The organism is Paenibacillus glycanilyticus (genome assembly GCF_030161375.1).
In the GTDB taxonomy this organism is placed as follows: domain Bacteria; phylum Bacillota; class Bacilli; order Paenibacillales; family Paenibacillaceae; genus Pristimantibacillus; species Pristimantibacillus glycanilyticus_B.
The window spans coordinates 16274-38215 of the sequence record NZ_BSSQ01000014.1; the positions used below are offsets into that span (position 1 = coordinate 16274).

The 21942-nt window shown below is 50.4% G+C and carries 23 protein-coding genes; 6 read left to right on the plus strand and 17 right to left on the minus strand.

The features are described from left to right. The first annotated feature begins 16 nt into the window (after positions 1-16). The 4 genes from proC to mtnB are packed head-to-tail and all read left to right on the plus strand — an operon-like array spanning position 17 to position 3435. Positions 17-898, plus strand: coding sequence for a pyrroline-5-carboxylate reductase (gene proC, locus QQK89_RS16355; protein WP_284239705.1), 882 nt, complete (start codon positions 17-19; stop codon positions 896-898). Then, positions 898-2118 carry a 2,3-diketo-5-methylthiopentyl-1-phosphate enolase gene (locus QQK89_RS16360; protein ID WP_284239706.1) on the plus strand — a complete coding sequence of 407 codons (1221 nt, stop codon included), beginning with the start codon at positions 898-900 and terminating at the stop codon, positions 2116-2118. The genes proC and QQK89_RS16360 overlap by 1 nt, the downstream gene beginning before the upstream one ends. Beyond that, positions 2115-2783 carry a 2-hydroxy-3-keto-5-methylthiopentenyl-1-phosphate phosphatase gene (locus QQK89_RS16365; protein ID WP_284239707.1) on the plus strand — a complete coding sequence of 223 codons (669 nt, stop codon included), beginning with the start codon at positions 2115-2117 and terminating at the stop codon, positions 2781-2783. The genes QQK89_RS16360 and QQK89_RS16365 overlap by 4 nt, the downstream gene beginning before the upstream one ends. Position 2784: 1 nt before the next feature. Then, positions 2785-3435, plus strand: a complete 651-nt coding sequence (gene mtnB / locus QQK89_RS16370) for a methylthioribulose 1-phosphate dehydratase (RefSeq protein ID WP_284239708.1) — start codon at positions 2785-2787, stop codon at positions 3433-3435. Between the two features lie 294 nt (positions 3436-3729). Here mtnB and QQK89_RS16375 read toward each other — a convergent pair whose 3' ends face one another. The 11 genes from QQK89_RS16375 to QQK89_RS16425 all read right to left on the minus strand — a co-directional run bounded on the left by QQK89_RS16375 (position 3730) and on the right by QQK89_RS16425 (position 14447). Continuing rightward, positions 3730-4086 (minus strand): oligopeptide/dipeptide ABC transporter ATP-binding protein, encoded by a 357-nt coding sequence (locus QQK89_RS16375; protein WP_284239709.1) that lies wholly within the window; start codon positions 4084-4086, stop codon positions 3730-3732. Between the two features lie 29 nt (positions 4087-4115). Then, positions 4116-4340, minus strand: coding sequence for a hypothetical protein (locus tag QQK89_RS16380; RefSeq protein ID WP_284239710.1), 225 nt, complete (start codon positions 4338-4340; stop codon positions 4116-4118). Continuing rightward, entirely contained in the window at positions 4337-5341 is a 1005-nt protein-coding gene (locus QQK89_RS16385; protein ID WP_284239711.1) for an ABC transporter ATP-binding protein, read from the minus strand. The genes QQK89_RS16380 and QQK89_RS16385 overlap by 4 nt, the downstream gene beginning before the upstream one ends. A 24-nt stretch (positions 5342-5365) precedes the next feature. Continuing rightward, complete coding sequence (locus QQK89_RS16390) at positions 5366-6220, minus strand: ABC transporter permease (protein ID WP_284239712.1); 855 nt, start codon at positions 6218-6220, stop codon at positions 5366-5368. Positions 6221-6223: 3 nt separating this feature from the next. After that, complete coding sequence (locus QQK89_RS16395; RefSeq protein ID WP_284239713.1) at positions 6224-7225, minus strand: ABC transporter permease; 1002 nt, start codon at positions 7223-7225, stop codon at positions 6224-6226. Positions 7226-7250: 25 nt separating this feature from the next. Then, entirely contained in the window at positions 7251-9182 is a 1932-nt protein-coding gene (locus QQK89_RS16400; RefSeq protein WP_284239714.1) for an ABC transporter substrate-binding protein, read from the minus strand. 283 nt (positions 9183-9465) lie between these two features. Further along, positions 9466-10302, minus strand: a complete 837-nt coding sequence (locus QQK89_RS16405; RefSeq protein ID WP_284239715.1) for an AraC family transcriptional regulator — start codon at positions 10300-10302, stop codon at positions 9466-9468. Positions 10303-10486: 184 nt separating this feature from the next. After that, positions 10487-11023 (minus strand): orotate phosphoribosyltransferase, encoded by a 537-nt coding sequence (pyrE, locus tag QQK89_RS16410; RefSeq protein ID WP_284239716.1) that lies wholly within the window; start codon positions 11021-11023, stop codon positions 10487-10489. A 59-nt stretch (positions 11024-11082) separates the two neighbouring features. Beyond that, a complete protein-coding gene (locus QQK89_RS16415; protein ID WP_284239717.1) occupies positions 11083-11556 on the minus strand; it encodes a DinB family protein in 474 nt (157 codons plus the stop codon). A gap of 1 nt (position 11557) precedes the next feature. Further along, the gene (locus tag QQK89_RS16420) at positions 11558-12361 is read right to left on the minus strand and encodes a TIGR00266 family protein (protein WP_284239718.1); all 804 of its coding nucleotides are present in this window, start codon (positions 12359-12361) and stop codon (positions 11558-11560) included. A gap of 106 nt (positions 12362-12467) precedes the next feature. Further along, entirely contained in the window at positions 12468-14447 is a 1980-nt protein-coding gene (locus QQK89_RS16425; protein ID WP_284239719.1) for a glycoside hydrolase family 127 protein, read from the minus strand. A gap of 130 nt (positions 14448-14577) precedes the next feature. Here QQK89_RS16425 and QQK89_RS16430 point away from each other — a divergent pair, with 130 nt between their 5' ends. Further along, positions 14578-15444: a helix-turn-helix domain-containing protein gene (locus QQK89_RS16430; RefSeq protein WP_284239720.1), complete on the plus strand. Its 867-nt coding sequence runs from the start codon at positions 14578-14580 to the stop codon at positions 15442-15444. Positions 15445-15481: 37 nt separating this feature from the next. After that, positions 15482-16207 carry a hypothetical protein gene (locus QQK89_RS16435; protein WP_284239721.1) on the plus strand — a complete coding sequence of 242 codons (726 nt, stop codon included), beginning with the start codon at positions 15482-15484 and terminating at the stop codon, positions 16205-16207. Positions 16208-16275: 68 nt separating this feature from the next. On the opposite strand, the gene QQK89_RS16440 is transcribed toward QQK89_RS16435, so the two are convergent. The 6 genes from QQK89_RS16440 to QQK89_RS16465 form a co-directional block, all read right to left on the minus strand. Beyond that, entirely contained in the window at positions 16276-16956 is a 681-nt protein-coding gene (locus QQK89_RS16440) for a DnaD domain protein (RefSeq protein WP_284239722.1), read from the minus strand. A 40-nt stretch (positions 16957-16996) separates the two neighbouring features. Continuing rightward, positions 16997-18205: an acetate/propionate family kinase gene (locus tag QQK89_RS16445; RefSeq protein ID WP_284239723.1), complete on the minus strand. Its 1209-nt coding sequence runs from the start codon at positions 18203-18205 to the stop codon at positions 16997-16999. Then, the gene (locus QQK89_RS16450; RefSeq protein ID WP_284239724.1) at positions 18206-19078 is read right to left on the minus strand and encodes a 3-hydroxyacyl-CoA dehydrogenase family protein; all 873 of its coding nucleotides are present in this window, start codon (positions 19076-19078) and stop codon (positions 18206-18208) included. A 175-nt stretch (positions 19079-19253) separates the two neighbouring features. Continuing rightward, complete coding sequence (locus tag QQK89_RS16455; RefSeq protein WP_284239725.1) at positions 19254-20753, minus strand: AAA family ATPase; 1500 nt, start codon at positions 20751-20753, stop codon at positions 19254-19256. Beyond that, positions 20746-21285, minus strand: a complete 540-nt coding sequence (locus tag QQK89_RS16460; protein WP_284239726.1) for a hypothetical protein — start codon at positions 21283-21285, stop codon at positions 20746-20748. The genes QQK89_RS16455 and QQK89_RS16460 overlap by 8 nt, the downstream gene beginning before the upstream one ends. 134 nt (positions 21286-21419) lie before the next feature. Next, on the minus strand, positions 21420-21920 hold the full coding sequence (locus QQK89_RS16465; protein ID WP_284239727.1) for a DUF5590 domain-containing protein: 501 nt from the start codon (positions 21918-21920) through the stop codon (positions 21420-21422). Between the last annotated feature and the right edge of the window lie 22 nt (positions 21921-21942).

Consider the following 21942-nt stretch of genomic DNA (forward strand, 5'->3'; position numbering starts at 1 on the left):
TTTGGAGGGGAATCCTATGTTATCGATGGAACAAACGAATGCCCGCGTCAATGTTGAAGCTTTGAAAATCTGCTTCTACGGCGCAGGCTCGATGGCGGAAGCCATCGTACGTGGACTTATTAATCAAAAGCTGACCAAACCCGAACAAATTTCAATGCTGAACCGCCAGAACGCAGACCGGTTGAACGAACTATCCGAGCGTTACGGCGTGCAGACGGTACTCAACGGTTCAACGAATGAGCAATTTATTGAAGATGCCGATATTCTTTTCCTGGCGATGAAGCCCAAGGATGCGGTGAGCGCGATCTCATCGATCAAACATCTTGTGAAAGACAATCAGCTCATCGTATCGGTGATCGCCGGTTTGTCGATTGCTTCAATGGAACGCGTATTGGGCAAATCCGCGGCAATCGTGCGTTCGATGCCTAACACGTCAAGCACGATTGGTCTTGGCGTAACCGGAATCAGCTACTCGGAAAGCGTAACGGATGAGCAGCGCAAGCTCGCCGAAACGATGTTTGCATCGATCGGCATTAATGCCGTCGTAGACGAATCTTTGCAGGATTCAATCGTTGGCGTATCGGGCAGCGGCCCGGCTTATGTCTACTTCTTCATGGAAGCCATGATGGAAGCCGCGGAGAAGCTAGGCCTTCAGGCTGATCAGGCCAAACAGCTGATTATCCAGACGGTACTTGGCGCTGCCGAGATGGTACGGGCAACTGGCGAAGAACCTGCCGAGCTGCGCCGCAAAGTAACTTCTCCAAACGGAACTACGCAAGCAGCCATTGAATCGATGACAGAGAGCGGTTTAACGGAAGCTGTCGTTCGCGGCATGATGCGCTCCGCTGAACGCGCCGGCGAAATCGGAGCGGATATCGAAAGGAGCACGTTAGCCTAATGAACCAGATGTGTATTGCTACTTACCGCTGCTTTGACGACAAAGCGGATTTTGATAAAAAAGCATTGTCCATCGCCGTTGGCTTGACGGTTGGCAGCTGGACCGAGCTCCCCGAAGCGCGCAAAGCCGAGATGGAAAAACATCTTGGCAAAGTACTTTCTGTGGAGGTTCACGAACAAGCAGGCAGCGAGCGTTATGCAGACATCCGCATTGCCTATCCGGACATCAACTTCAGCCGCGATATTCCTGCCCTGCTCGTTACGATCTTCGGCAAGCTGTCGATGGACGGCAAAATCAAGCTGATCGATCTCGATGTATCCGAGCAATTCCAGTCGGCTTTCCCTGGCCCGAAATTCGGCCTTGAAGGCGTACGACAGCTGCTTGGCGTTCACGACCGCCCGCTTTTGATGAGTATTTTCAAATCGGTTGTTGGCCATGACTTGCCAAACCTGCAAGAGCAGTTCTATAAGCAAGCGCTTGGTGGCGTAGACCTTATTAAGGATGATGAAATCCTGTTCGAGAACCCGCTCACTCCGCTTGAGAAACGCGTGGAAGTATGCATGGAGGCGGCCCGCAAAGCACAGCAGGAAACAGGGCAAAAGCTGCTCTATGCCGTTAACCTGACCGGTCCTACTTCACAATTAGCAAGCCAAGCGCGCAAAGCGATTGCCGCTGGCGCTAACGCGCTGTTGTTCAACGTATTGTCTTACGGGTACGACGTGATGCATGAGCTGAGCAAAGATCCGGAGATTAACGTGCCAATCGCGGCTCACCCGGCAATGGCCGGCGCCTTCTATCCATCGCCGCATTACGGGATTAGCGCTTCCGTGTTGCTTGGCAAGCTGATGCGCCTTGCGGGCGCGGACTTGGTCCTATTCCCTTCGCCATACGGCTCGGTCGTTATGCCGAAGGCAGAAAATCTGGCGGTAAAAGATGCGCTGCTCGCGCCTTCCGATACGCTTCGGACAAGCTTCCCTGTTCCGTCTGCCGGAATCCATCCGGGACTCGTTCCGCTTATATTGCGCGACTTCGGCACGGATGTAGTTGTGAATGCCGGCGGCGGTATCCACGGCCACCCAATGGGCACTGCAGCAGGCGGCAAAGCTTTCCGCAGCGCGATTACGGCAGCCATGAACGGCGTACCGCTACGCGAAGCGGCAGCTCAGCCTGGCAATGAACCGCTTCAAGCGGCTATTGATGCATGGGGGATTAAGGAATGACTACAGCTAAGAAACGCGTCATCTTCTGTGATTTCGACGGAACCATCACCGTCAACGATAACATTGTAGCTATTATCAAACATTTCAATCCGCCTGGCTGGGAAGAGATTGCAACAAGCGTGCTTTCTCAAAAGATCTCGATCCGGGACGGCGTAGGCCAAATGTTCCGCCTCCTTCCGACTTCCATTCAACGGGAAGTTGTGGAGTATGGGATTAACAACGTGCAGATTCGAGACGGCTTTGCCGAGCTGCTTCAATATTGCAAAGACGAGAATATCGAGTTTTACGTGACAAGCGGCGGCATCGACTTTTTTGTATTCCCGGTACTCGCTCGCTTTGGCATTCCGGAGTATCATATCTATTGCAACGGCAGCGATTTCTCAGGCGAACAGATCGAAATTACATGGCCGCATCCATGCGACGGGCATTGTACCAATGACTGCGGCATGTGCAAAACGACCATTATGCGCCGATTCCCGGCAACGGAATATGAAAGCATCATTATCGGCGACAGCGTAACCGATTTCGAAGGCGCTAAGCTGGCCGACACGGTCTTCTCCCGCCATTATTTAACGGACAAATGCAAGGAGCTTGGCCTCCCGCATACCGAATTTACTACTTTCCATGACATTGTGCATGAGCTGAAGAAAGAAAGGATTGTCTAATATGGCTTTCTCCGATATTAAGCTGGAACATAAGCAGCAGGCGCTGGCCGACCTGCGCAGCGTTAAAGAATTATTTGCTTCCCGCGGCTGGTTTGCCGGAACAAGCGGCAATCTCTCCGTTCGCGTAGGCGATTATACGCCAGACGAATTCTACTTCGCGATTACGGCTAGCGGCAAGGATAAGACGGTACATACGCCGGAAGACTATCTGTTTGTCGATAAGGACGGAAAAGCTTGTGAAGCAACCAGCTTGAAGCCTTCCGCCGAAACGCTGATTCACAACGAGATTTACCGTTTAACGGGTGCAGGCGCTATTTTCCACGTGCATTCCGTATACAGCGCCGTCATGTCCGAATGGTTCTGGGAACGCAGAGCGGTTCCGGTTGACGGCGTGGAGCTCATTAAAGGATTAAACATTTGGGATGAAGAAGCCCATATCGATATTCCGATCGTCTCCAACTTTGCCGAAATTCCGCGTATCGTACCGGAAGTGACGGAGCGCCTCGACAAACGAATTCCGGGCATCATTCTTCGCAAACACGGCATTTACGCCTGGGGCGCTAACGCCTTCGAGGCGAAACGCCACATTGAAGCGTTTGAATTCCTGTTCGAATATGTATACCGCTGGGAAATGCTGAACGGACGGAAATAACATAAGTAAATGCAAAGAGCTGCCCTTTAGGCCATTCACGGGAATGGTTAGAGGCAGCTCTTTCTTGTTCATTTCTTCATCTCTTCTCCCTTTGGCCCCTAGATTCTCGCATTTTTCTCCAAACCGTAACAAGAATAATGCATCCTGAGAGAACGATATTAATCCAGATGGACAAAACAACCACAACATATTGGCCAGTTCCGGGCTGAACGGCCGCCAAGCATACGAAGGAAAGCAGCAGAAGGACAAGCGACAACGAGAGGGCAATTCTTGACAGCGCGCCGAAGTCGTCCATCACTTCTTCGTCCTGACGCCAAGCTCAGTCATCTTATGCTGCCAGAGCTCATGCGACTCCTCCGCATAATGGCAAGCGGTCTGCTCCAATCCTACCAAACGGAGCTGGGGTTCTTCCGTTGAGCATCTTGCCGATGCTATAGGGCAGCGCGGATGGAAGCGGCAACCGGAAGGTGGTTTGGCCGCGTTTGGCATCTCCAGGCTGCGGAGAGGCAGCTCCGCCATCGCCCTGGCAACCTCGGGATCGGGAGTTGGAACAGCGGATAGTAGAGCTTGTAGATAAGGATGTTTCGGCTCGTTGAGAACGTCAATGACGCCGCCCAATTCCATAACGCGTCCGAGATACATGACGGCCATGCGTCCTCTGCCTGCGATATAGCGAGCCGTTACCCGCTCTCGCCAACCAAGGCAATAATCTCTCCGGGATGGATATCTAGACTGACATCAACCACTGCACCCACTTTCTGGGCGTGGCCAAACATGCTCTGGTTCCGTTCGAAATACATGCTTACGCGATCAAGCCGCATCAATACCTCAGAACTTGCCGTTCTGGCAGCTCCCCGCGTCCTCTGTTTGAGCTCCAATTCTGACTCTAGATTTCTTACGCTCATGATGTACGCACCTCCGCTACAGACTCGGGATTCGGATATAAATGGCAAGCCACTTCATGCCCAGCAGGCGTGTACACTTTGACTGGATTCTCCACCCTGCATTTATCGTGCGCAAATTCGCATCTCGGATGGAAGGGGCATCCCGGCGGCATATTGAGCAAATCCGGAGGTGTTCCTGGAATTCCCTTCCGTTCCGTTATATCTTCATACAGGCTAGGAACAGCTTTCATGAGTTTCGCCGTGTAGGGATGTTTCGGTCGTTTGAACATATCGTAGACATCGCCGGCTTCAACGACGTTGCCGGCATACATCACGCCGACCCTGTCGGCGGTTTTGGCTACGACGCCGATATCGTGGGTCAATAGCAGCATGGAGATGTTCATGTCTTTCTGTATTTTTTTGAGAATATCGAAAATATAAGCCTGCGTAATAACGTCTAGTGCAGTGGTTGGTTCATCGAGAATGACAAGCTTGGGATCGAGCAGCAGGCTGAAGGCGATCATAACCCGTTGCTTCATGCCGCCCGAGAGCTCATGCGGGAACGAATTCAGTACCCGATCCGGATCAAGCCGCACATAATCGAGCAGATTCCTTGCTCTTTCTGTCATCTGTTTCTCCGTATACGGTTTGGAATGGGCATGGGCACGGAACGTCTCCATGATCTGATCCTTAATGCGCACAACTGGATTGAGAGCATTCTGAGCCGCCTGAAACACCATGGATACTTGCTCCCATTTGTAAGACTGCAATTCTTTTTTGCCCATTCTCATCACATCCCGGCCATCAAACCTTATCGAGCCGCTCGACACCCGTCCTGGAGCAGAAATCGCACGCAAAATGGCAGAAGCCATCGTTGATTTCCCGCTGCCGCTTTCTCCGACAAGCGCTGTAATCTTACCCTTCGGGACGACAAAGCTCGCTTCGTTGACAGCCCGCAACAGCCCGGCACGGGTCGGAAATTCGATTGTAAGTCCGGTTACTTCCACCAACGATTCCATCATGTCCCCTCCTTCGCCCTCAACTCTTTACGTTCTCAGTCTCGGATTAAGCGCCTCTTCCAGCCCATTGCTGAAGAAGATGCAGGCCATTTGGAACAGCCCTAGACACATGATCGGAGAGACCAGATAAATATAGCCTTTGGGGTTAAAAATACCTCCCGTGTTCTGAACGGCAAGCTGGATCATCATCCCCCAGTTGGTCGGAGAATAAGGCGCAAGACCAAGCATCATCAAGCCGACGCTGGCAACGATGGCACCTTGTGCCGCCATGATGAAATTAATCGCCAGATAGGGCGTCAGGTTCGGAAGAATTTCCCGGAATAAGATATAGGGCGTCTTTAGGCCCATAATTCGGCAGGCGATAATGAATTCGCGGTTTTTGAGCGAGAGCAGCTGTGACCTAACTGCCCTGGCGAGCGGTGCCCAGGACCAAGCCGCCAGAATAAAGGAAAACATGATCGGGTTCTTGATCTGAACAAGAGCTGCTACGATCATCAACACGGGAAAGCTCGGAACCGTCAGGAACAAGTTCGTAATGAACATGAGCACCGTGTCGGTCTTGCCGCCGGCAAATCCGGAAACCGCGCCGATAACAAATCCAAGCACTAGCGTAAACATGGCGGCGAATAGTCCAATCTGCAGAACATCCCGCGAACCGTACACCAGCTGTAGGAAAGTATCCCTGCCGCCGTAGTCGGTACCCAACCAATGGGCGAAAGACGGGCTTTCGTACCGGCCTTCGAAATTAACGGTCATGTCCAGCGTCGCCAACATAGGTCCGAAGACGGCCATAAAGATAAATAGGGCTAATATAATCATTCCTGAGAACGCTTTCTTATTCCGGTACATCGTTTGCCAGAATTCAATAACACCTTGACTCATCCGTCAGCCCTCCTCAAGCTTAACGCGCGGATCCAGCTTGGCGTAAATAAGGTCGGAGGCCAGATTGGCCAGAATGACCGCTAAGCTGGTCACGAGCAGCAAGCCCTGCATCAATGTATAGTCGCGCTGTTGTGTCGCCTGCCCGATGTAGTACCCCATGCCCGGATAACTGAACACATTTTCGATCAGCGGGGATCCGCCGAGCATAAATCCAAAGTTTACGGCCAGTGTCGTAATGAGCGGCAGCATCGCGTTGCGCCTGACATAACGGTTCATAAGCGTCCGTTCCGAGACGCCTCGGATACTGGCGGCGACGATATAGTCCTCGCCAAGCACGTTAACCGCGCTTCCTTTCATGGTCAGAGCCCATGTCCCGATCGTCGTAATGACATAGGTCAGTATAGGCAACGCTCCGTGATACAGCACGTTAAGTATGAATGGCAGGTTGAAACCGGGCTCCACGATTGGATCATATGCCCCGTTAACCGGGAACCAGCCGAATTGGAAGGAAAAGATAACTAGCAGCAGGATGCCAACGATGAAGTTGGGTACGGATGATGTAAGAATCGCATAGATCGAAATGATCGGATCGAGAATCGTCTTGCGTTTAAACGCCATCAAGGCGCCAAGATTGATGCCGATCAGGAAGCTTATGACAAGCGACACGCTCAGTACGAACAACGTCCAGGGCAGCGCATTGGCAATAATCTCGTTCACCGAAACGTTCTGATAAATCATGGACATGCCCAGATTGCCATGCAGCAATCCGCCCAAGTACCGTCCCAATTGGGTAAATATCGGCTCCTTCGGATTATAATTGATCATAGCCGTGATCTGGCGGTATGCTTCATCGAGGCTCATTCCGCGCTGGGTGGCAAAGTCCCTTGCCCAAGCATCGATCGCATTGCCGGGCGTCATCCGCAGCAGGAAAAAAGTAAGCAGCATGGCGAGGAAGACCGTGATCAGCGATACGGCGATTCTTTTCAAAACCCCACTCAGGCTCATTCTTGTCACCTCCAATTGTTTATTCTTATCTCGGCCAATATTCTTCCGGCATGTAAGATGAGTTGAAGCCGTGGTTCAAGTGGGTAATGGCAAGCTGCTCTTCCGGATCGGTCGCGATAGGCATATCGCGGTTGTATGGGACGATCTGATCCATCATCGGAAAGTCCCCTGACATTGTCTTGGTATTCAGCCAAGCGCCTGTAGCATTCTGAAAAAAGTTGACGCCCCAGCAGTTCTCGTTGGCGATCCATGCCAAATTGGCGATAAGCTCGCGACGTTCCTGTTCGTCTTGCACATAGGGGTATCGCTTCATTTCCTGATCGATGTCATAGACTTTCCCGTCGATGCCCTTCAGCTTCAGATCAAGCTTGCCTGTATCCACTTCGTTCCCGTTCGCGTCCTTCTTCTTGACATTCGGGAAGCCGACCTTGGTTTTCGTTCCTTGCCAGAACAGCACGCGCATCGAACTCCACGCATTCTGGAAGCCCCAGGATATATCAACCCAATCCATAGACATGTCATATTGTCCTTTATCCGCGTTAGCGAAATAGATGGTGCTATCAACCGCCTTTAGCTTGGTCGGAATGCCGAACTTGGTGAATTGTTCGGCGGCAATTTGGGCAGAGTTCACGCCAGGCGCCCAATTGTTCGGCGCACCGATAATGAAGGATGGCACTTTGCCATTAGGGTCGCGCCAATTCCCATCGGATCCTTTCTTCCAGCCGATTTCATTAAGCAGCTGGGCTGCCTTCTCCAGATTTGTAGTGTAATCGGTCATCTGGTTGAGCACGGATGCGTCAACTTCCTTATCCAAGGATGAAGGCATGATGCCCGTCATTGAAATCTTCGGATATTCCTGCCCGTAATAGTTGCCGATTTCACGCAGCTTTGTTTTATCCAGCACATAGGTCATAGCCTGCCTGAACTTCACATTGTCGAAAGGTTTATTGCGGATGTTGTACATCAGTCCCACGCTTGCCGGATCATACATCCGATAGTGCAGTATATCTTTGTTCTGCTTAAGCAGCGAGTCAAGAATATCCTTTGGCGGCGTGCCGTCATACCAATCCAGCTTGCCAGCCTTCACTAGCGCGTATTGGGCCGATAACTCTGGCACGTTTTTGATCCAGATCTTATCGAAATGGACGGCATCCGGCCGCCAATAATCTTCGTTTTTGTCGAGCAGCATATCGGTGGTGGTCACTTTTTCGAATTTATAAGGTCCTGTACCGACGGGGGTCGCAGGGCCTGAACGGGTAAACTCATTCCAGTTCAAGGCCATTTGTTTGGAGAGGTCATCCGTAATATCAAGATTAAATGGCCCGTCCTTGGATTTGTCTGTAAGCGGTTTCGCTTCTTTCAGCAAAGCATCAGCCTTATCCACGTATTTCTTGTAGAGGTGGTAAGGAATTTCACCCTGCAGGTCTTGAGCAAGAAGCAGCTTCCTCAGTTCGGGATACGGCGCGGGATTCCTCCAGTGGAATACGACGGTATAATCATCGGGCGTATCGATCGAGGTTAAATACTTCGTCACCTCAGCCCCGTTGTTCAGACGATAATACGCCCAAACATCCTTGCTCGTGAAAGGTTCTCCGTCATGCCATTTCACGTTTCGCTGCAAATGTACGGTCGTCGTTAGTTCGTTATCCTCGGAGGATTCCGCCAGACGGTTGTACACATTGTTCATGGACCGGATAAAGTAGAATAGTCCCTCATACATGTAACGGGTGTTGTTATCCCCAATTCCCCCGGAACCAAATGGATTGCCTTGATACAACGGAGGTTTGGGCCATCCGCCCAAAATACGGAAAATCTTATCCTTGTTATACATAATCTGCGCATCCGGTATCGGCTGCCGCATATCCTGCACATTACCGGCGTTCAGCCGATCTACCAGGTCGGGAGCTGAGCTTCCGCAACCTGAAACGATCATAAGGGCTGGAAGTAACGCGCTCAAACAAAGGCTCGATATTCTTTTGTGTCTGCTCAAGAGGTTCATGCAGTTCCTCCCGTCTAGGTTTTCTTCTCCGGATCCTGTCTGCCCTCCGGAATATTCCTTATTATAGCGAACGATTCTAAAACCCAGTTCATTAAAACGCTTCCATACACTTCTAAAAGCGGAGAAAATCGTTTCGTATTCGACGGTTGAAAACAGTTGAAAATGGTTATATTTGTTTTCTCCTCCACTAGCGAAATCCGCATAAACGAAAAAAGAACCTTTTGACTAGGTCCTTTTTCGTTTATTGACAACTATTCGTTTGCCCTTGCCGCCTCCATTCCATCGGTGTCATTCCCACGTGCTTGACAAACACCTCGTGAAAACGGCTGGACGAGCTAAATCCAACTTCCGTAGCGATAAATTCAACGGGTTTGCGCGATATGTGCAGAAGCCGCTTGGCCTCGTCAATCCGCAATGTAATAATGTATTGTTTAGGAGACACGCCAACACGGTCCATGAACTTTTTACGGAAAATGCTTTCCGACAAGTAATGGTTTGCCGCTAAATCCGACACTTTCAAAGGCATGTGGTAATTCTGGTGAATATCTTTGAGCGCGTCCTGAATCATTTGCTCCTCCGGATGCTCCAAAGCAGCCTCAATTATCTTGTCGCAAGTTCCTGTATGATAAGCCAGAAGCAGCGTTTCCAACCCGTTTCGCAGCACGTCATAGGAATATTCGTTCTTCTCCTCCCGCCCGCATTCTTCCCTAATTTGGCGCATGGCGGTTAACGCCCGCTCAATTGCTCCAGGAGTTAAAGACGCCTTCAGAATGGGCCCAGGCCGCTGCGTGAAAGCATGCGACAATAAATATTGGCAATACGAGGGGATATTCTGGTCGTAGATATGCAGCGAATAACCTTCCCAAGCCCGGATACAACCGTAACAGTGCTTTAAATTCGCCGGGATAAGCAGTAGGTCTCCAGGAAGAGCTATAACGTTTTGTTCCCCCGCGGAATAATAACCTTCGCCCTTGATCAGAAGGGTGAGCTCAGCGGAGGAATGGGAATGCAATTGAAATTGTCCTTCCTTATTCTCCTTGTTGCTCGGATTCGTATGAAAATTCACAATGCAGTCCATAAATCCGATCTCCATAGGCGATCCAGTCCTTTACTAATAAAGTTAGTTGATTTGGCAACTATTAGGATATCACATCATAGGTAGACTGTAAGTCAGTCGGAAGTATGGGGACGATTGTCCCTGTGAGCAATAAAAAGAGATGCCCCATTGTCATTCCCATGACTGACGAGACATCTCTTTTTATTCATACTCTCTCTTCGACTACGGCCAGCAGCTCTTCCATCTTGAACAAGGAATGAACTTCAAATTCGGCTTCTTCCAGATTCGCTCTGCCTGCCGGCTCGTTCTCAATGACGCAAAGCACTTCCTTCAGCTCCGCGTCATGATTAAGCAAATCAGCAGCACTGAGGAGCACCTGTCCGCCCGTTGTGATGACATCCTCGATGATGCATACCTTTTTCCCTGTAATGTCCATGCCTTCCGCCAGTTTGCTGGTGCCATACTCCTTCGCTCTCTTGCGAACGAATACGACGGGAATCCCCGTCTTGAGAGATAGGGCAGTGGCGATCGGAATGCCGCCCATCTCCAGCCCTGCTAGAACTTCAGTTCCTTCCGGAACAAGGGGGGCAAGTTCTTCCGCGATTGCTGCTAGTAGTACGGGATTGGATTCAAACAGGTATTTATCGAAGTAATGATTCGATGTTTTCCCTGAACGAAGCCTGAATTCTCCCGTCAGTCTCGACGTTTGCATAATTTCTCTTGCAAGCTCTAATCTGTCCATATAGAGTCCCCTTTTCCCCTGAAAGTAGATTGCCATTAATGCCGGTCCATCTTCAAAATTTATATGGAAGTCGATCTATAATCGTCCTTTAATAATTGCTTGGCAATATAGAAAATCTGGCCCATATGCTCCGAATAATGCGCTGCGCATTGATGCAGCATATCGAGATTACTGCGTTCCTTGCCGCGTACGGACTGGGTCTGTACCAATTGCTCATCCGATAACGTGTTTATTGTCTCGATTACAAATTGAAGACGTTCCTGTGCCATTCTTATAAGCTCGTTTGTTGTAAGAAATATCGGTCTTAACTCCGCATCCCGATCCCGAACAATCGCTTGACCCAAAATGCCTTTATTTACACGCTCCAGGATATTGCCTGCGATATGCCTGATTAATGTCGATATGGAGTGACTATTGGAATCAGGGCTCCAATTCACCTGTTCGTCATTCAGCTGTTCTAGCGCTTTTATGATCCTATTCTGGATATCCGCGAACTTCCAAGATAACCATGAGCGATTAAATTCATGTTGCATATTAATCGCCTTTGAACATATTGAAGATCGCGCCCGCCGCACTGCCTTCATCCTTGCCGCCGGTACCAAATCCGCGCGGCGCTGCAGCAAATACCCTGCTAGCCAGTCGGCTGAATGGCAGGGACTGAATATAGACGGTACCTGGCCCCTCAAGCGTAGCGAAGAACAATCCTTCGCCGCCAAAGAGGAAGGTTTTCACTCCTTTTACCATTTCAATGCTATAATTCACCGTTGGCGTAAAAGCTACCAAGCAGCCTGTATCCACGCGAAGTTTCTCGCCGGGGTTCAACTCTTTGCGGATAATCGTGCCGCCCGCATGCATGAAAGCAAGGCCGTCGCCTTCCAGTTTCTGCATAATAAAACCTTCGCCGCCAAAAAAGCCCGTTCCAATCTTCCGCTGGAACTCGATGCCAACCGATACGCCTTTTGCCGCGGCAAGAAACGCATCCTTCTGGCAAATCATTTTACCGCCGGCCGCGTATAGGTCAATCGGAATAATCTTGCCGGGATACGGGGCCGCAAAGCTGGCTTTCTTCTTGCCCGAGCCTTCGTTCGTGAAGGCGGTCATAAACAAGCTTTCGCCGGTTAGAATCCGTTTGCCCGCACTCATCAGCTTGCCCATTATGCCGCCCGACGACTGTCCGCTGCCATCGCCAAATATGGCTTCCATATGTATGTCGTCATCCATCATCATCAAACTTCCCGCTTCCGCGATTACCGTCTCATTCGGATCCAGCTCGATCTCAACGAACTGCATATCGTCGCCATGAATCATAAAATCTATTTCATGATTGTTCCTCAACATAATCCCTCCCGATCAAGTTCATGCTTTCTTATCATAACATTAACCTCCCATACATTTCCTATAAAAAAAAGAAAGCATACAACAAATTGTATGCTTTCCACTTTTCTTATTTGACCGCTCGGATCCACACGGTCATTTCTCCTTTTTGGCGGTTGCCCCATAAATAATACGGAACTGCTTTCAGTTGTACCGGCTTGGATGCCTGCTGTTTCGCATACGGACGATATGGCGTTTCCTCCCGCCAAGAATCCTGTTCATCTAACCGGCCCTCTGCTTCAACCACAACCGCTCCGCCCAGCAATTGATCATCGAAATAACTGTTCAGCACGCCGGAAGCCGCAATCGAGATGGCGGCAAGCGGTGCCCCGTTATCTGCTTCTTCCAAGCAATAAACAAGCGGTCCGCGTTCAATTGCTACTTTCCCGGCATTTGCCCGAATCTCCGGATGCGACGCCGTTAATTGCGTTTCGAGCTGCGGCTCCCATTCCGCAATATCTCCTTGCTGCCAATTGCGTGTCGCTAAGCCGTAACCATTGTCCGCGGTATATTCCGTTATTTGCCCATTAACCTTCAGAACCGCTTGCCCCTTGCTCCAAGACGGAATGCGGAGAGCAAACGTGAACGAACCGCCTGGAACTTCCGTAAATTCAAAGCTTGCATACCCCTTCCATGGCATTTGGGACTGTTGCTTCACGGTAACGGAACCTGCAGCAAGATCAAACCGGGCTTCGCTGCCAATAAACAGATGAGTGTAAATCGTGTTGGCTGCGCCCGAAGCCGTATAAATATAGTCATTCAAGGAACTAAGGAGACGAGCCACGTTTGGTGGACAGCAGGAACAGCCAAACCACTTCTGCCGTTCTGCCTTCACATGATGGCGGCCCGGATTTTTCTCGGAAGCTTTCGGCCATACTTCCAGCGGGTTCACGTAGAAATAATGTTTCCCGTCCTGAGACATGCTGCCTACCACGTTATTATACAAAGCCCGCTCCAGTACATCGGCATAATCGCTTTTGGCTTCCAGCATCAACATCCGCTGCGCAAAAAAGATCAGGCCGATCGAAGCGCAAGTCTCGGCATACACCGTATCGTTAGGCAGGTCATAGTCAAAAGAAAACGCTTCGCCATGATGCGTGGAGCCAATACCGCCGGTAATGTACATTTGTTTGCGAGTCATGTTGTTCCATAACCGCTCGCATGCTGCCCGAAGCTCTTGATCGCCCGTAAGTCTTGCTAAATCCGCCATAGCCGTATACATATAGACGGCTCGGACAGAATGGCCAACAGCCGCCTCCTGCTCGCGAACCGGCTTATGCGCTTGGTTGTAAGCCAATTGAGCTACGGTTGGCACAGGACGCTTGCCTCCCGCCCACAAACTGTATCCATCGCGCTGATGTCCTTCCTCGACAAGGAAGTTCGGTTCCTCGCCACGCTCATCTATAAAGAACTGTGCCAGATTCAAATAACGCTGTTCGCCCGTTGCCTGATGCAATTTCACAAGCGCCAATTCAATCTCCTGATGGCCGTCGTAACCTCTCAGCTTGCCTTCTTCCGGGCCAAATACCGAATCTATATGGTCGGCGAATTTGCTCATCACATCAAGCAGCTTGCGCTTGCCCGTCGCGTTATAATACGCCACTGCCGCTTCCATCATATGCCCGGCGCAATACAGCTCGTGGGCTTCATACAGGTTCGTCCACTGTTTGCCGGGATCTTTTATCGTGAAATACGTATTCAAATAACCGTTCTCATGTTGTGCGAGCGCAATGAGATCGATGACGCCGTCCGCCGTATGCTCCAATTCCGAATCAGGATGATTCGCCAAGGAATAACCAACCGCTTCCAGCCATTTGGCCACATCGCTGTCCTGAAACACCATGCCGCCATACGGATGTTCCTCTAACCCCGCCGCGACGCGGAAGTTCCGGATCGCGTAACTTGGCTCAGCATCTGCGATCCGGTCATTCAACGCTTCCCATTGATAGGGAATAACCGTCTCGCGTACCAGCTCCGTAAAGCGGTTCCAAAATGCATCCTCAATATGTACGCTACTTCTTCCCAGCTGCTTGTTCAATTGCTTAGCCATGACTGTTCCTCCTGATCGAAAATAAAAGATTTGATTATTGCTAATTTCTAGTTTATTCTCGAAAAGACAAGGAAACTACCACTAAAACGACCTTCTTTTTTATAAAAAATCACACTGGCGGGAGGTACTCATGGGTAACGAAACTACGATATCGTTTCAGCTTCCTCCCATGCCTTATTACATCGCTACCGGCTTAACCGAGTATACGCCCGGCGAGCAGCATCCGAACCGGCGCAATCTCGGACTTTTTGACCTGCTCTGGGTTACCAAAGGCACTTTATATATGGGAGAAGACGAGAAAGAATGGACGGTAACCGCCGGTGAAACGTTACTGCTGCTGCCGGACCGGTATCATTATTCAACGAAGCCATGCGACAGCGAGACGGCCTTTTATTGGATTCATTTCGATTTCAAAGGGGAATGGACGGAGCAGGAAGCAGGCGCTTCCTCGCTCCCCCTTACCTTGCGCCATGCTTGGGATAATCCGTATCTGATCCAGCTCCCCCAATACGCAGCCCCGCCGGAGTTTACGCTCGCCGAACGTCATCTGAGCCAACTACTCCTCTATTCCAACGAACAGCAAAGAGGCGTTTATTGGCAAGAGCATCAATTATTTATTGAACTTCTTGGTCTATTGGAGGATCGGCGGGACCGTTCGAATAACGACACGCCTGCCTTGAGGCTTGCGAGCAGGACCGAAGCATACATCCGCCAGCATTACCAGACGGAACTTACGAATTCGGCATTGGCGGAAGCCTTGCATTTTCATCCCAACTATATCGTCAGGTGCATGAAAGAGATCTATCACTGCTCGCCTATGGAGTATTTGCATCAATACCGCATGGAGCAAGCCAAACTGCTGCTCGTGAAAACCGAATGGTCGATCTCCGTAATTGCCGATAAGACAGGCTTCCGTCATGCGCCATATTTCTCCAATTGCTTTAAAGCCTATACGGGTACCTCTCCGCTGAAGTATCGGAAACAATTTGCGCCATAATAATAAACAGATATGAGAACCGAACAGGAGAATGCGTATGAATCATTCCATTGCTCAACAACATGACGGATTCCCCGGCCGCTGGATTGGCGGAATCGCTTTGCTCCTAGCACCGCTATTACTGCTTGCCGGCGTGCTGCTAAGAAGTCCATTCCACTTTTTCTTTCCCGATCAGCTCAGAGCCTATCAGGAACATCCGTCCCTCATGTTCTGGTCTTACAGTACGTTTAATGCCGGAATTTTGCTGCTATGGCCCGCTGTCTTGACGGTCGTGAGAATGATTCACCAGACAACGCCGGTCCTAGCCAAATGGGCAGGCTACTTTGTCATCTTTGGCTTGTTCGCGAGAACCTTTCACGCAGGCGTAGACCACTTGGCCTACCAAATGGTCCGCATACAAGGTCTGGATACCGCAACCCAGACCGTGGCCGATTCTTACGGTGCTTTCCATATATTCAGTATCCTTAGCCTCGCTATTCTGCTGGGGTGGATCGTACTTGCCATCGCCGCTTACCGCTCTAAGACGCTTGGGCTAATCCGCTCCATTGCTTTAGCGCTTATGTCCGCTCTTCCTCTAGGCGTGTTAAAAGGAACAACCACCTTCTCGATCATTGCGGTTGCCGGTCTTTGCATCGCGCTAATGCCTCTAGGGATACAAGTCCTTCGCGATGGTCCAAATCCGCCAGCACGCAACGTCCTGCTATCCATCGTGCTGGGAACCGTATTGATCGGCGTGTTTTACTTTATTGGCCAAGCGGGATAAGCGAGCAAAAAAGCCTTGTAGTCCCTCCAGGGAATACAAGGCTTTCTTCTTAGTATAATAGATAAGTGCTATCCGCGTGGCCCCCGGAATTTCTGGGAATGCGCGCGGGCTTCATCCACGTTGGTTACCCGGTTACGGCTCCATTCGATTAGAATCCGATCGATATAGCGCAAGCTAAGCTTGCCGGCGAACACGGCTTCCTTCAGAGCAAAGCGGATGAGTTCATCCGCATAACGGTCCTCATCCAGCCACCCCGTGATCGTCTCGCACTCCATCGGCGACAGCAGCCGGCCAAACTCCTGCTCGAATACGCTAAAGATGTTGCTTGCGTCTGTTGTCCGTTGCACCGTGCGGCGCTCCGCCCGGCGTGTCTCCCGTTTCTCCTCGGCTGCCCACTCGGCGGCCTTCAACATCCAGCCGGCCCAATTATATTGCTCCGATTGGATGCCGGACATCGAATCGATTCGCTCGTCGATGGTCAGGAATCCTTCCTTCATCAAACGGCCAATCATCTGCTCAATTACTCTTGGCGTGGAGCCGATACGTTCTGCTAGCTGCTCCATTGTCGGGAATTCTACGCCTTCAGACTCCCGGAACAACATGAGCTGCAGAAGCAATATCGCATCTGAATCCGTTAGATTCAAATGGCGGTAAGAACGAAGAAGCAAGGCCGAAACATGGACGCCTCCTTCATTCATGACAGCCGCCATCCCCCGCGAATAGGCCTTCCACATGTCTTCATTACTCATGCAACCGATCCCTCCGCTACGCTTAACTACTGCTATTCGATTAGTTCGAATCGCCCTTTACAATCGTGTACGTATCGCGGGCAATAAGGAGCTCCTCGTTGGTTGGCACAACCAGCACCTTCACGCGGGAAGCCGCCGTCGAGATCTCGCGAACTTCCTTGCTGCGGATATTGTTAAGTTCCTGATCCAATTCAACCCCAAGGAACGAAATGCCTTCGCAAACGGCTTTGCGCAGAACGTTCGAGTTCTCGCCTACCCCAGCCGTAAACAAAATCACGTCAACGCCGTTCATGGCTGCGGCATAAGCTCCAATATATTTGCGTACGCGGTACGTGTACATATCGAATGCCAGCTTCGCATTCGCATCGCCTTCGCCAATCGCTTCCACGATCTCGCGCATATCGCTGCTAATGCCGGAAATCGCCAGCATCCCGCTATGCTTGTTAAGCATAGAATTCACTTCATTAAGCGTCAAGTCTTCTTTGTTCATCACGTAAGGAACGATAGCCGGATCAAGATCGCCGCTGCGCGTTCCCATCATCAGACCTTCAAGCGGCGTCATGCCCATGCTTGTATCAAACGATTTGCCATCCAAAATAGCCGTACAGCTGGCGCCATTGCCGATATGGCAGGAAATCATCTTCAGCGACTCCAGCGGCTTGCCAAGATAGCTTGCCGCCTGCTGGCTCACATATTGATGCGATGTACCATGGAAGCCGTAACGGCGCACTTTGTGGCGGCGATACAACACCTTAGGGATGGGATACAGATACGAGGTATCCGGCATAGTCTGATGGAAGGCGGTGTCAAAGACAACGACCTGAGGAACATTTGGCATGTTCGCTTCCACCGCGGTAATCCCCATCATATGGGCGGGGTTATGCAACGGAGCAAGATCAAACAACTTGCGGATTTCCTGCTTCACTTCGGAAGTTACAAGCGCAGAGCTCTTGAACACTTCGCCGCCGTGTACGATACGGTGTCCTACCGCATCAATCTCATCCATCGATGCCACAGCGCCATGTTCCTTATGCGTCAGCATGTCGATGACCTTTTTTACGGCTGTAACATGATCCAGAATTTCGCTTACTTGCGTCACGTCCGGTTTGCCCGGAGGTTCATGCGTCAAGATCGAAGAATCCATGCCGATTCTTTCTACGCGGCCGCTTGCAAGCACGGTTTCGTTCTCCATATTATAAAGCTGATATTTCAGCGAAGAGCTTCCTGCATTAATTACGAGTACTTTCATTTAGATACGGTCCCCATCCTTGTCATATTTGAAAAATCCGATGCCCGACTTCACGCCGAGATGTCCTGCGCGTACCATTTTCTTCAGTACGATCGAAGGACGGTATTTCAATTCACCGTATTCCCGGAACATCCGGTCAAGGGCAGCAAGGACAGAGTCAAGGCCAAACCGGTCAGCCATCTCGAAAGGACCGTTCTGGAACGAATAGCCGATACGCATCGCGCTGTCGATATCTTCTGCCGACGCAACGCCTTCTTCAAGCACATGAAGCGCTTCGTTAATAAACAGGCAGATCAGACGAGTAGTCACAAAACCTGGCGATTCAAATACCATGATGCCTTTTTTCTGAATAACCTCATCCACGAATTCTTTTGTTGCGTTAAAGGTAGCATCGGAAGTTTGCAGACCGCGTACAATCTCGACCAGGTCTATCTTGGATACCGGATAAATGAAGTGGAGGCCAATAACGCGCTGCGGATGGCTTGTTGCGCTTGCCAGTTCCGTTAAGCTAAGCGTAGAGGTATTGCTCGCAATAATGACGTCGTCTCCGCAAATTTCGTCCAGCTGTTTGATAACCAGCTTCTTGCGTTCGAGGTCTTCGGTAATGGATTCGATCACCAGCTCGCAGGTAGCCAGCTCATCATAGTTCTTGCATGTATGGATACGGTTCAAAATCAGTTTTTTCTCAGCTTGCGTCAATGCCCATTTCTCAATCTGTTTGTCCAGGTTGATCTCGATCATCTGCATGCCGTATGTTAAGCGTTCCTCCGAGCTTTCGATTAAATACACATCCAGCCCTTTGGATGCTAGCATTTCTGCAATTCCTTGTCCCATAGTTCCGGCGCCAATGACGCCAACTTTTTTAATGGTCATAATTCTGTAAGTTCTCTCCTCGTATTTTATATCTTTTTTTAGTTGTTATTGAGAATTATTCTCTCTATCCAATACCCATTATACCTTGTTTTTAACAAAGAATGTAGGCAGGAAGTGAACGAAAAATGAACGGCAGTTGAGATGAACCGCCGTTCATTTGCGCTATGAAAAAATGTTATGCGCTTTGGGACAACTGGGCAAGAAGCGCCCGGAAGTCGTCGCCGCCAAGCGTTTCCTCGCGGATGAGAACATCCAGTGACTGCGTGAACACATCCCGTTTTGCTTCCAGCATCGCTTTGGTCTGAGCCATCAGCTCATCCAGAATGGTACGGGTAATGTTGGCCCATTTGTCCGGCGTCATCATGTTGGCATCAATAATGCCAAGCTCCGTTAGACCGGATTCCACCATCGTGCGAACGATGTTCATCGCTTGGTCAAAGTCGCCGCGCGAGCCGGTGCTGCGTCCTCCGTAGAAGATCTCTTCCGCTGCCGCGCCGCCAAGCGCAATCATAATCTGACTGTCGAGAAAATCCTTCGTGTACAAATAACGATCCTGCTGCGGATTATGGCGAACGTAACCAAGCGCCTGGCCACGCGGCGATAAAGCAACCTGCGATACGCTGCCCGGGCGGACAAGCTCTGCAGCAATAGCATGACCAAGTTCATGAAGAGCTACACGTTCGCGTTCTTCGGCTGTAGCTTCCCGGTCCGTTTTCTCGCCCATCATTACTTTATCGATAGCCATTGCCAGATGCTGTTCCATAATGGTCGCGCTGCTCTCGCGCATCGCATAGATGGCACCCTCGTTCATGACACTTTCAAGCTGTGCGCCTGAGAACCCAAAGGACTCTGAAGCAATGCGGTCCAAATCGACCGATTCGTCAAGCGGTTTGTTCGCCGCATGCAGACGAAGAATATGCAAACGCCCCTTCTTGTCGGGCAGATCAACTCCGATATGACGGTCGAAGCGACCCGGGCGAAGCAGCGCGCTGTCGAGCATTTCCTTCCGGTTTGTTGCGGCAATAATGAGAATCCTCGGCGCTTCATCGGAATGAATGCCATCCATCTCGGTGAGCAATTGGTTCAGCGTCTGATCATATTCCCGATGTTGGCCGCCGTCCCGTTTGCCGCCAATGACATCGATCTCGTCAATGAAAATAACGGCGCTTTTTTTACCCGCTTTTTTAGCTTTCTCGCGTGCTTCCTTGAACAAATCGCGAATACGGCCCGCGCCGACGCCCACATACATTTCAACAAACTCACTGCCGGATGCGGCCAAATAGATCGAATCCGTATAATGGGCCGCTGCTTTCGCAAGAAGCGTTTTGCCTGTCCCCGGAGGGCCGGTGAGTAAAATCCCTTTCATCGGCCTGATGCCAAGCTTCGCGATCTCATCTTGTTTGACAAGGAAATCGAGCGCTTCGGTAAGCTCTTGCTTCGCTCTGTCCTGTCCGCCGATCTGATCAAAGCTCATCGATACGGTATGAAGCGTCTTGCCACGTTTCGAGCCCGGCAACGCGGTCATTCTGCCTTTGCCGCCCCGGGTCGTAAACCACAATCCGGCTCCAAGGCCCGCAAGGACGAGAAATGGAATGATATTAAAACCTCTGACAGCAAGAAAAACAATCAGCACCAATAAAAAACCGGCCGATATCTCCATCACATATTTACGCATTCGTAGACACCTCCAGCATCGCAGGAGTGCGCGGAAGCACAACGTACTTCGTTGAGTTGCCGTCTTTCAGCGTGATATATACGTTATTATCGTCAAGCTCGGTTGCAAATTGAATCTCCTTGTTAGAAGCGGTAGCTTTCTGAAGAGCATTCGGAATTTGCGAGTAATTTTTCTTCTCCATCGCTTCGGCCACATCAAACAGAACCGAAGACCACACCTTCTCCAATTGATCATCAGGAGCCGCATTCGTAATATCAAGCTTCAATTCGCGGCTGCCGATCGCGTCTTTGCCTTCTTTTGCAATAGATTCATATACGTCTTTCAGATTCGCATCCGGCTTAAGAGATACCTGCACGGACACGACGTCCTGATCTATAGTAGGTTCTTTCGCCGAGGCGACACCTTCAATTTGTCCAATAGATTTCTGGAAAGGAGAAACAACGGCAAACTGTTTATATAACATCCATCCGCCAAACAGCAGTACAGCAGTTGCAACAGCGGAAAGCACGAACGGGACAATACGAAGTTTCATAGTTGGTTTCCTCCTCGATACGCGTTATATAGCAACACTTTCGTCTATCAACTCTGCCATACGAAAGTATATCATATATCGGCATCAAGGAGGCGGTGTAAAAACAGGAAGCGGAGCCAGCCGCGGTTATGCGGCTAGCTCGCTGTTTTGGCAGGAAGATGATATTCGGTCACGTAGGTGCCCGTGCGGAAATCATAGAAGTCATAGCTGTATTTCTCAGGACTTTTGCCTTGCGAATAAAACACTTCCCAAACAAGCTGCCCGTTCAGCGTTCCCGGCTGAATCCGCTTAATATCCGCGTCCGGTTTCGCAGCATGCAGGGCTTGGTTAATGGCATCTTTCGATGTGCCTTCGGATGCTTTCACGGTCTGCACCGTTTTGTCAGGACCTATGAGCCATACGTATATTTCTTCATCCGCGTCATTCTCGCCCTTCACGATCCATGATGTCGTGTCCCAAACCTGTTTCGTGATCGAGCTTACCTTCGTTAGGTTAGCCGCTTCTTTCGCTTGCTTCCGGATCGGATTCTCCGTATCCCAGAAAGGTTGCTGAATTGTATTGTAGTACATGACAATTACGGCAATCACGGCAGCCAAAGCTACAAAGAAGACAGCCACCCAGCGTTTAGGGTTCATGACCGACTGACGTTTTCTAGAA

Excerpts from the sequence above, each read along its gene's own strand:
- proC (WP_284239705.1), top strand. The coding sequence starts at position 17 with ATGTTATCGATGGAACAAACGAATGCCCGCGTCAATGTTGAAGCTTTG.
- QQK89_RS16360 (WP_284239706.1), top strand. The coding sequence starts at position 898 with ATGAACCAGATGTGTATTGCTACTTACCGCTGCTTTGACGACAAAGCG.
- QQK89_RS16365 (WP_284239707.1), top strand. The coding sequence starts at position 2,115 with ATGACTACAGCTAAGAAACGCGTCATCTTCTGTGATTTCGACGGAACC.
- mtnB (WP_284239708.1), top strand. The coding sequence starts at position 2,785 with ATGGCTTTCTCCGATATTAAGCTGGAACATAAGCAGCAGGCGCTGGCC.
- QQK89_RS16375 (WP_284239709.1), bottom strand. The coding sequence starts at position 4,086 with ATGGCCGTCATGTATCTCGGACGCGTTATGGAATTGGGCGGCGTCATT.
- QQK89_RS16380 (WP_284239710.1), bottom strand. The coding sequence starts at position 4,340 with ATGAGCGTAAGAAATCTAGAGTCAGAATTGGAGCTCAAACAGAGGACG.
- QQK89_RS16385 (WP_284239711.1), bottom strand. The coding sequence starts at position 5,341 with ATGATGGAATCGTTGGTGGAAGTAACCGGACTTACAATCGAATTTCCG.
- QQK89_RS16390 (WP_284239712.1), bottom strand. The coding sequence starts at position 6,220 with ATGAGTCAAGGTGTTATTGAATTCTGGCAAACGATGTACCGGAATAAG.
- QQK89_RS16395 (WP_284239713.1), bottom strand. The coding sequence starts at position 7,225 with ATGAGCCTGAGTGGGGTTTTGAAAAGAATCGCCGTATCGCTGATCACG.
- QQK89_RS16405 (WP_284239715.1), bottom strand. The coding sequence starts at position 10,302 with ATGGACTGCATTGTGAATTTTCATACGAATCCGAGCAACAAGGAGAAT.
- pyrE (WP_284239716.1), bottom strand. The coding sequence starts at position 11,023 with ATGGACAGATTAGAGCTTGCAAGAGAAATTATGCAAACGTCGAGACTG.
- QQK89_RS16415 (WP_284239717.1), bottom strand. The coding sequence starts at position 11,556 with ATGCAACATGAATTTAATCGCTCATGGTTATCTTGGAAGTTCGCGGAT.
- QQK89_RS16420 (WP_284239718.1), bottom strand. The coding sequence starts at position 12,361 with ATGTTGAGGAACAATCATGAAATAGATTTTATGATTCATGGCGACGAT.
- QQK89_RS16425 (WP_284239719.1), bottom strand. The coding sequence starts at position 14,447 with ATGGCTAAGCAATTGAACAAGCAGCTGGGAAGAAGTAGCGTACATATT.
- QQK89_RS16430 (WP_284239720.1), top strand. The coding sequence starts at position 14,578 with ATGGGTAACGAAACTACGATATCGTTTCAGCTTCCTCCCATGCCTTAT.
- QQK89_RS16435 (WP_284239721.1), top strand. The coding sequence starts at position 15,482 with ATGAATCATTCCATTGCTCAACAACATGACGGATTCCCCGGCCGCTGG.
- QQK89_RS16440 (WP_284239722.1), bottom strand. The coding sequence starts at position 16,956 with ATGAGTAATGAAGACATGTGGAAGGCCTATTCGCGGGGGATGGCGGCT.
- QQK89_RS16445 (WP_284239723.1), bottom strand. The coding sequence starts at position 18,205 with ATGAAAGTACTCGTAATTAATGCAGGAAGCTCTTCGCTGAAATATCAG.
- QQK89_RS16450 (WP_284239724.1), bottom strand. The coding sequence starts at position 19,078 with ATGACCATTAAAAAAGTTGGCGTCATTGGCGCCGGAACTATGGGACAA.
- QQK89_RS16455 (WP_284239725.1), bottom strand. The coding sequence starts at position 20,753 with ATGCGTAAATATGTGATGGAGATATCGGCCGGTTTTTTATTGGTGCTG.
- QQK89_RS16460 (WP_284239726.1), bottom strand. The coding sequence starts at position 21,285 with ATGAAACTTCGTATTGTCCCGTTCGTGCTTTCCGCTGTTGCAACTGCT.
- QQK89_RS16465 (WP_284239727.1), bottom strand. The coding sequence starts at position 21,920 with ATGAACCCTAAACGCTGGGTGGCTGTCTTCTTTGTAGCTTTGGCTGCC.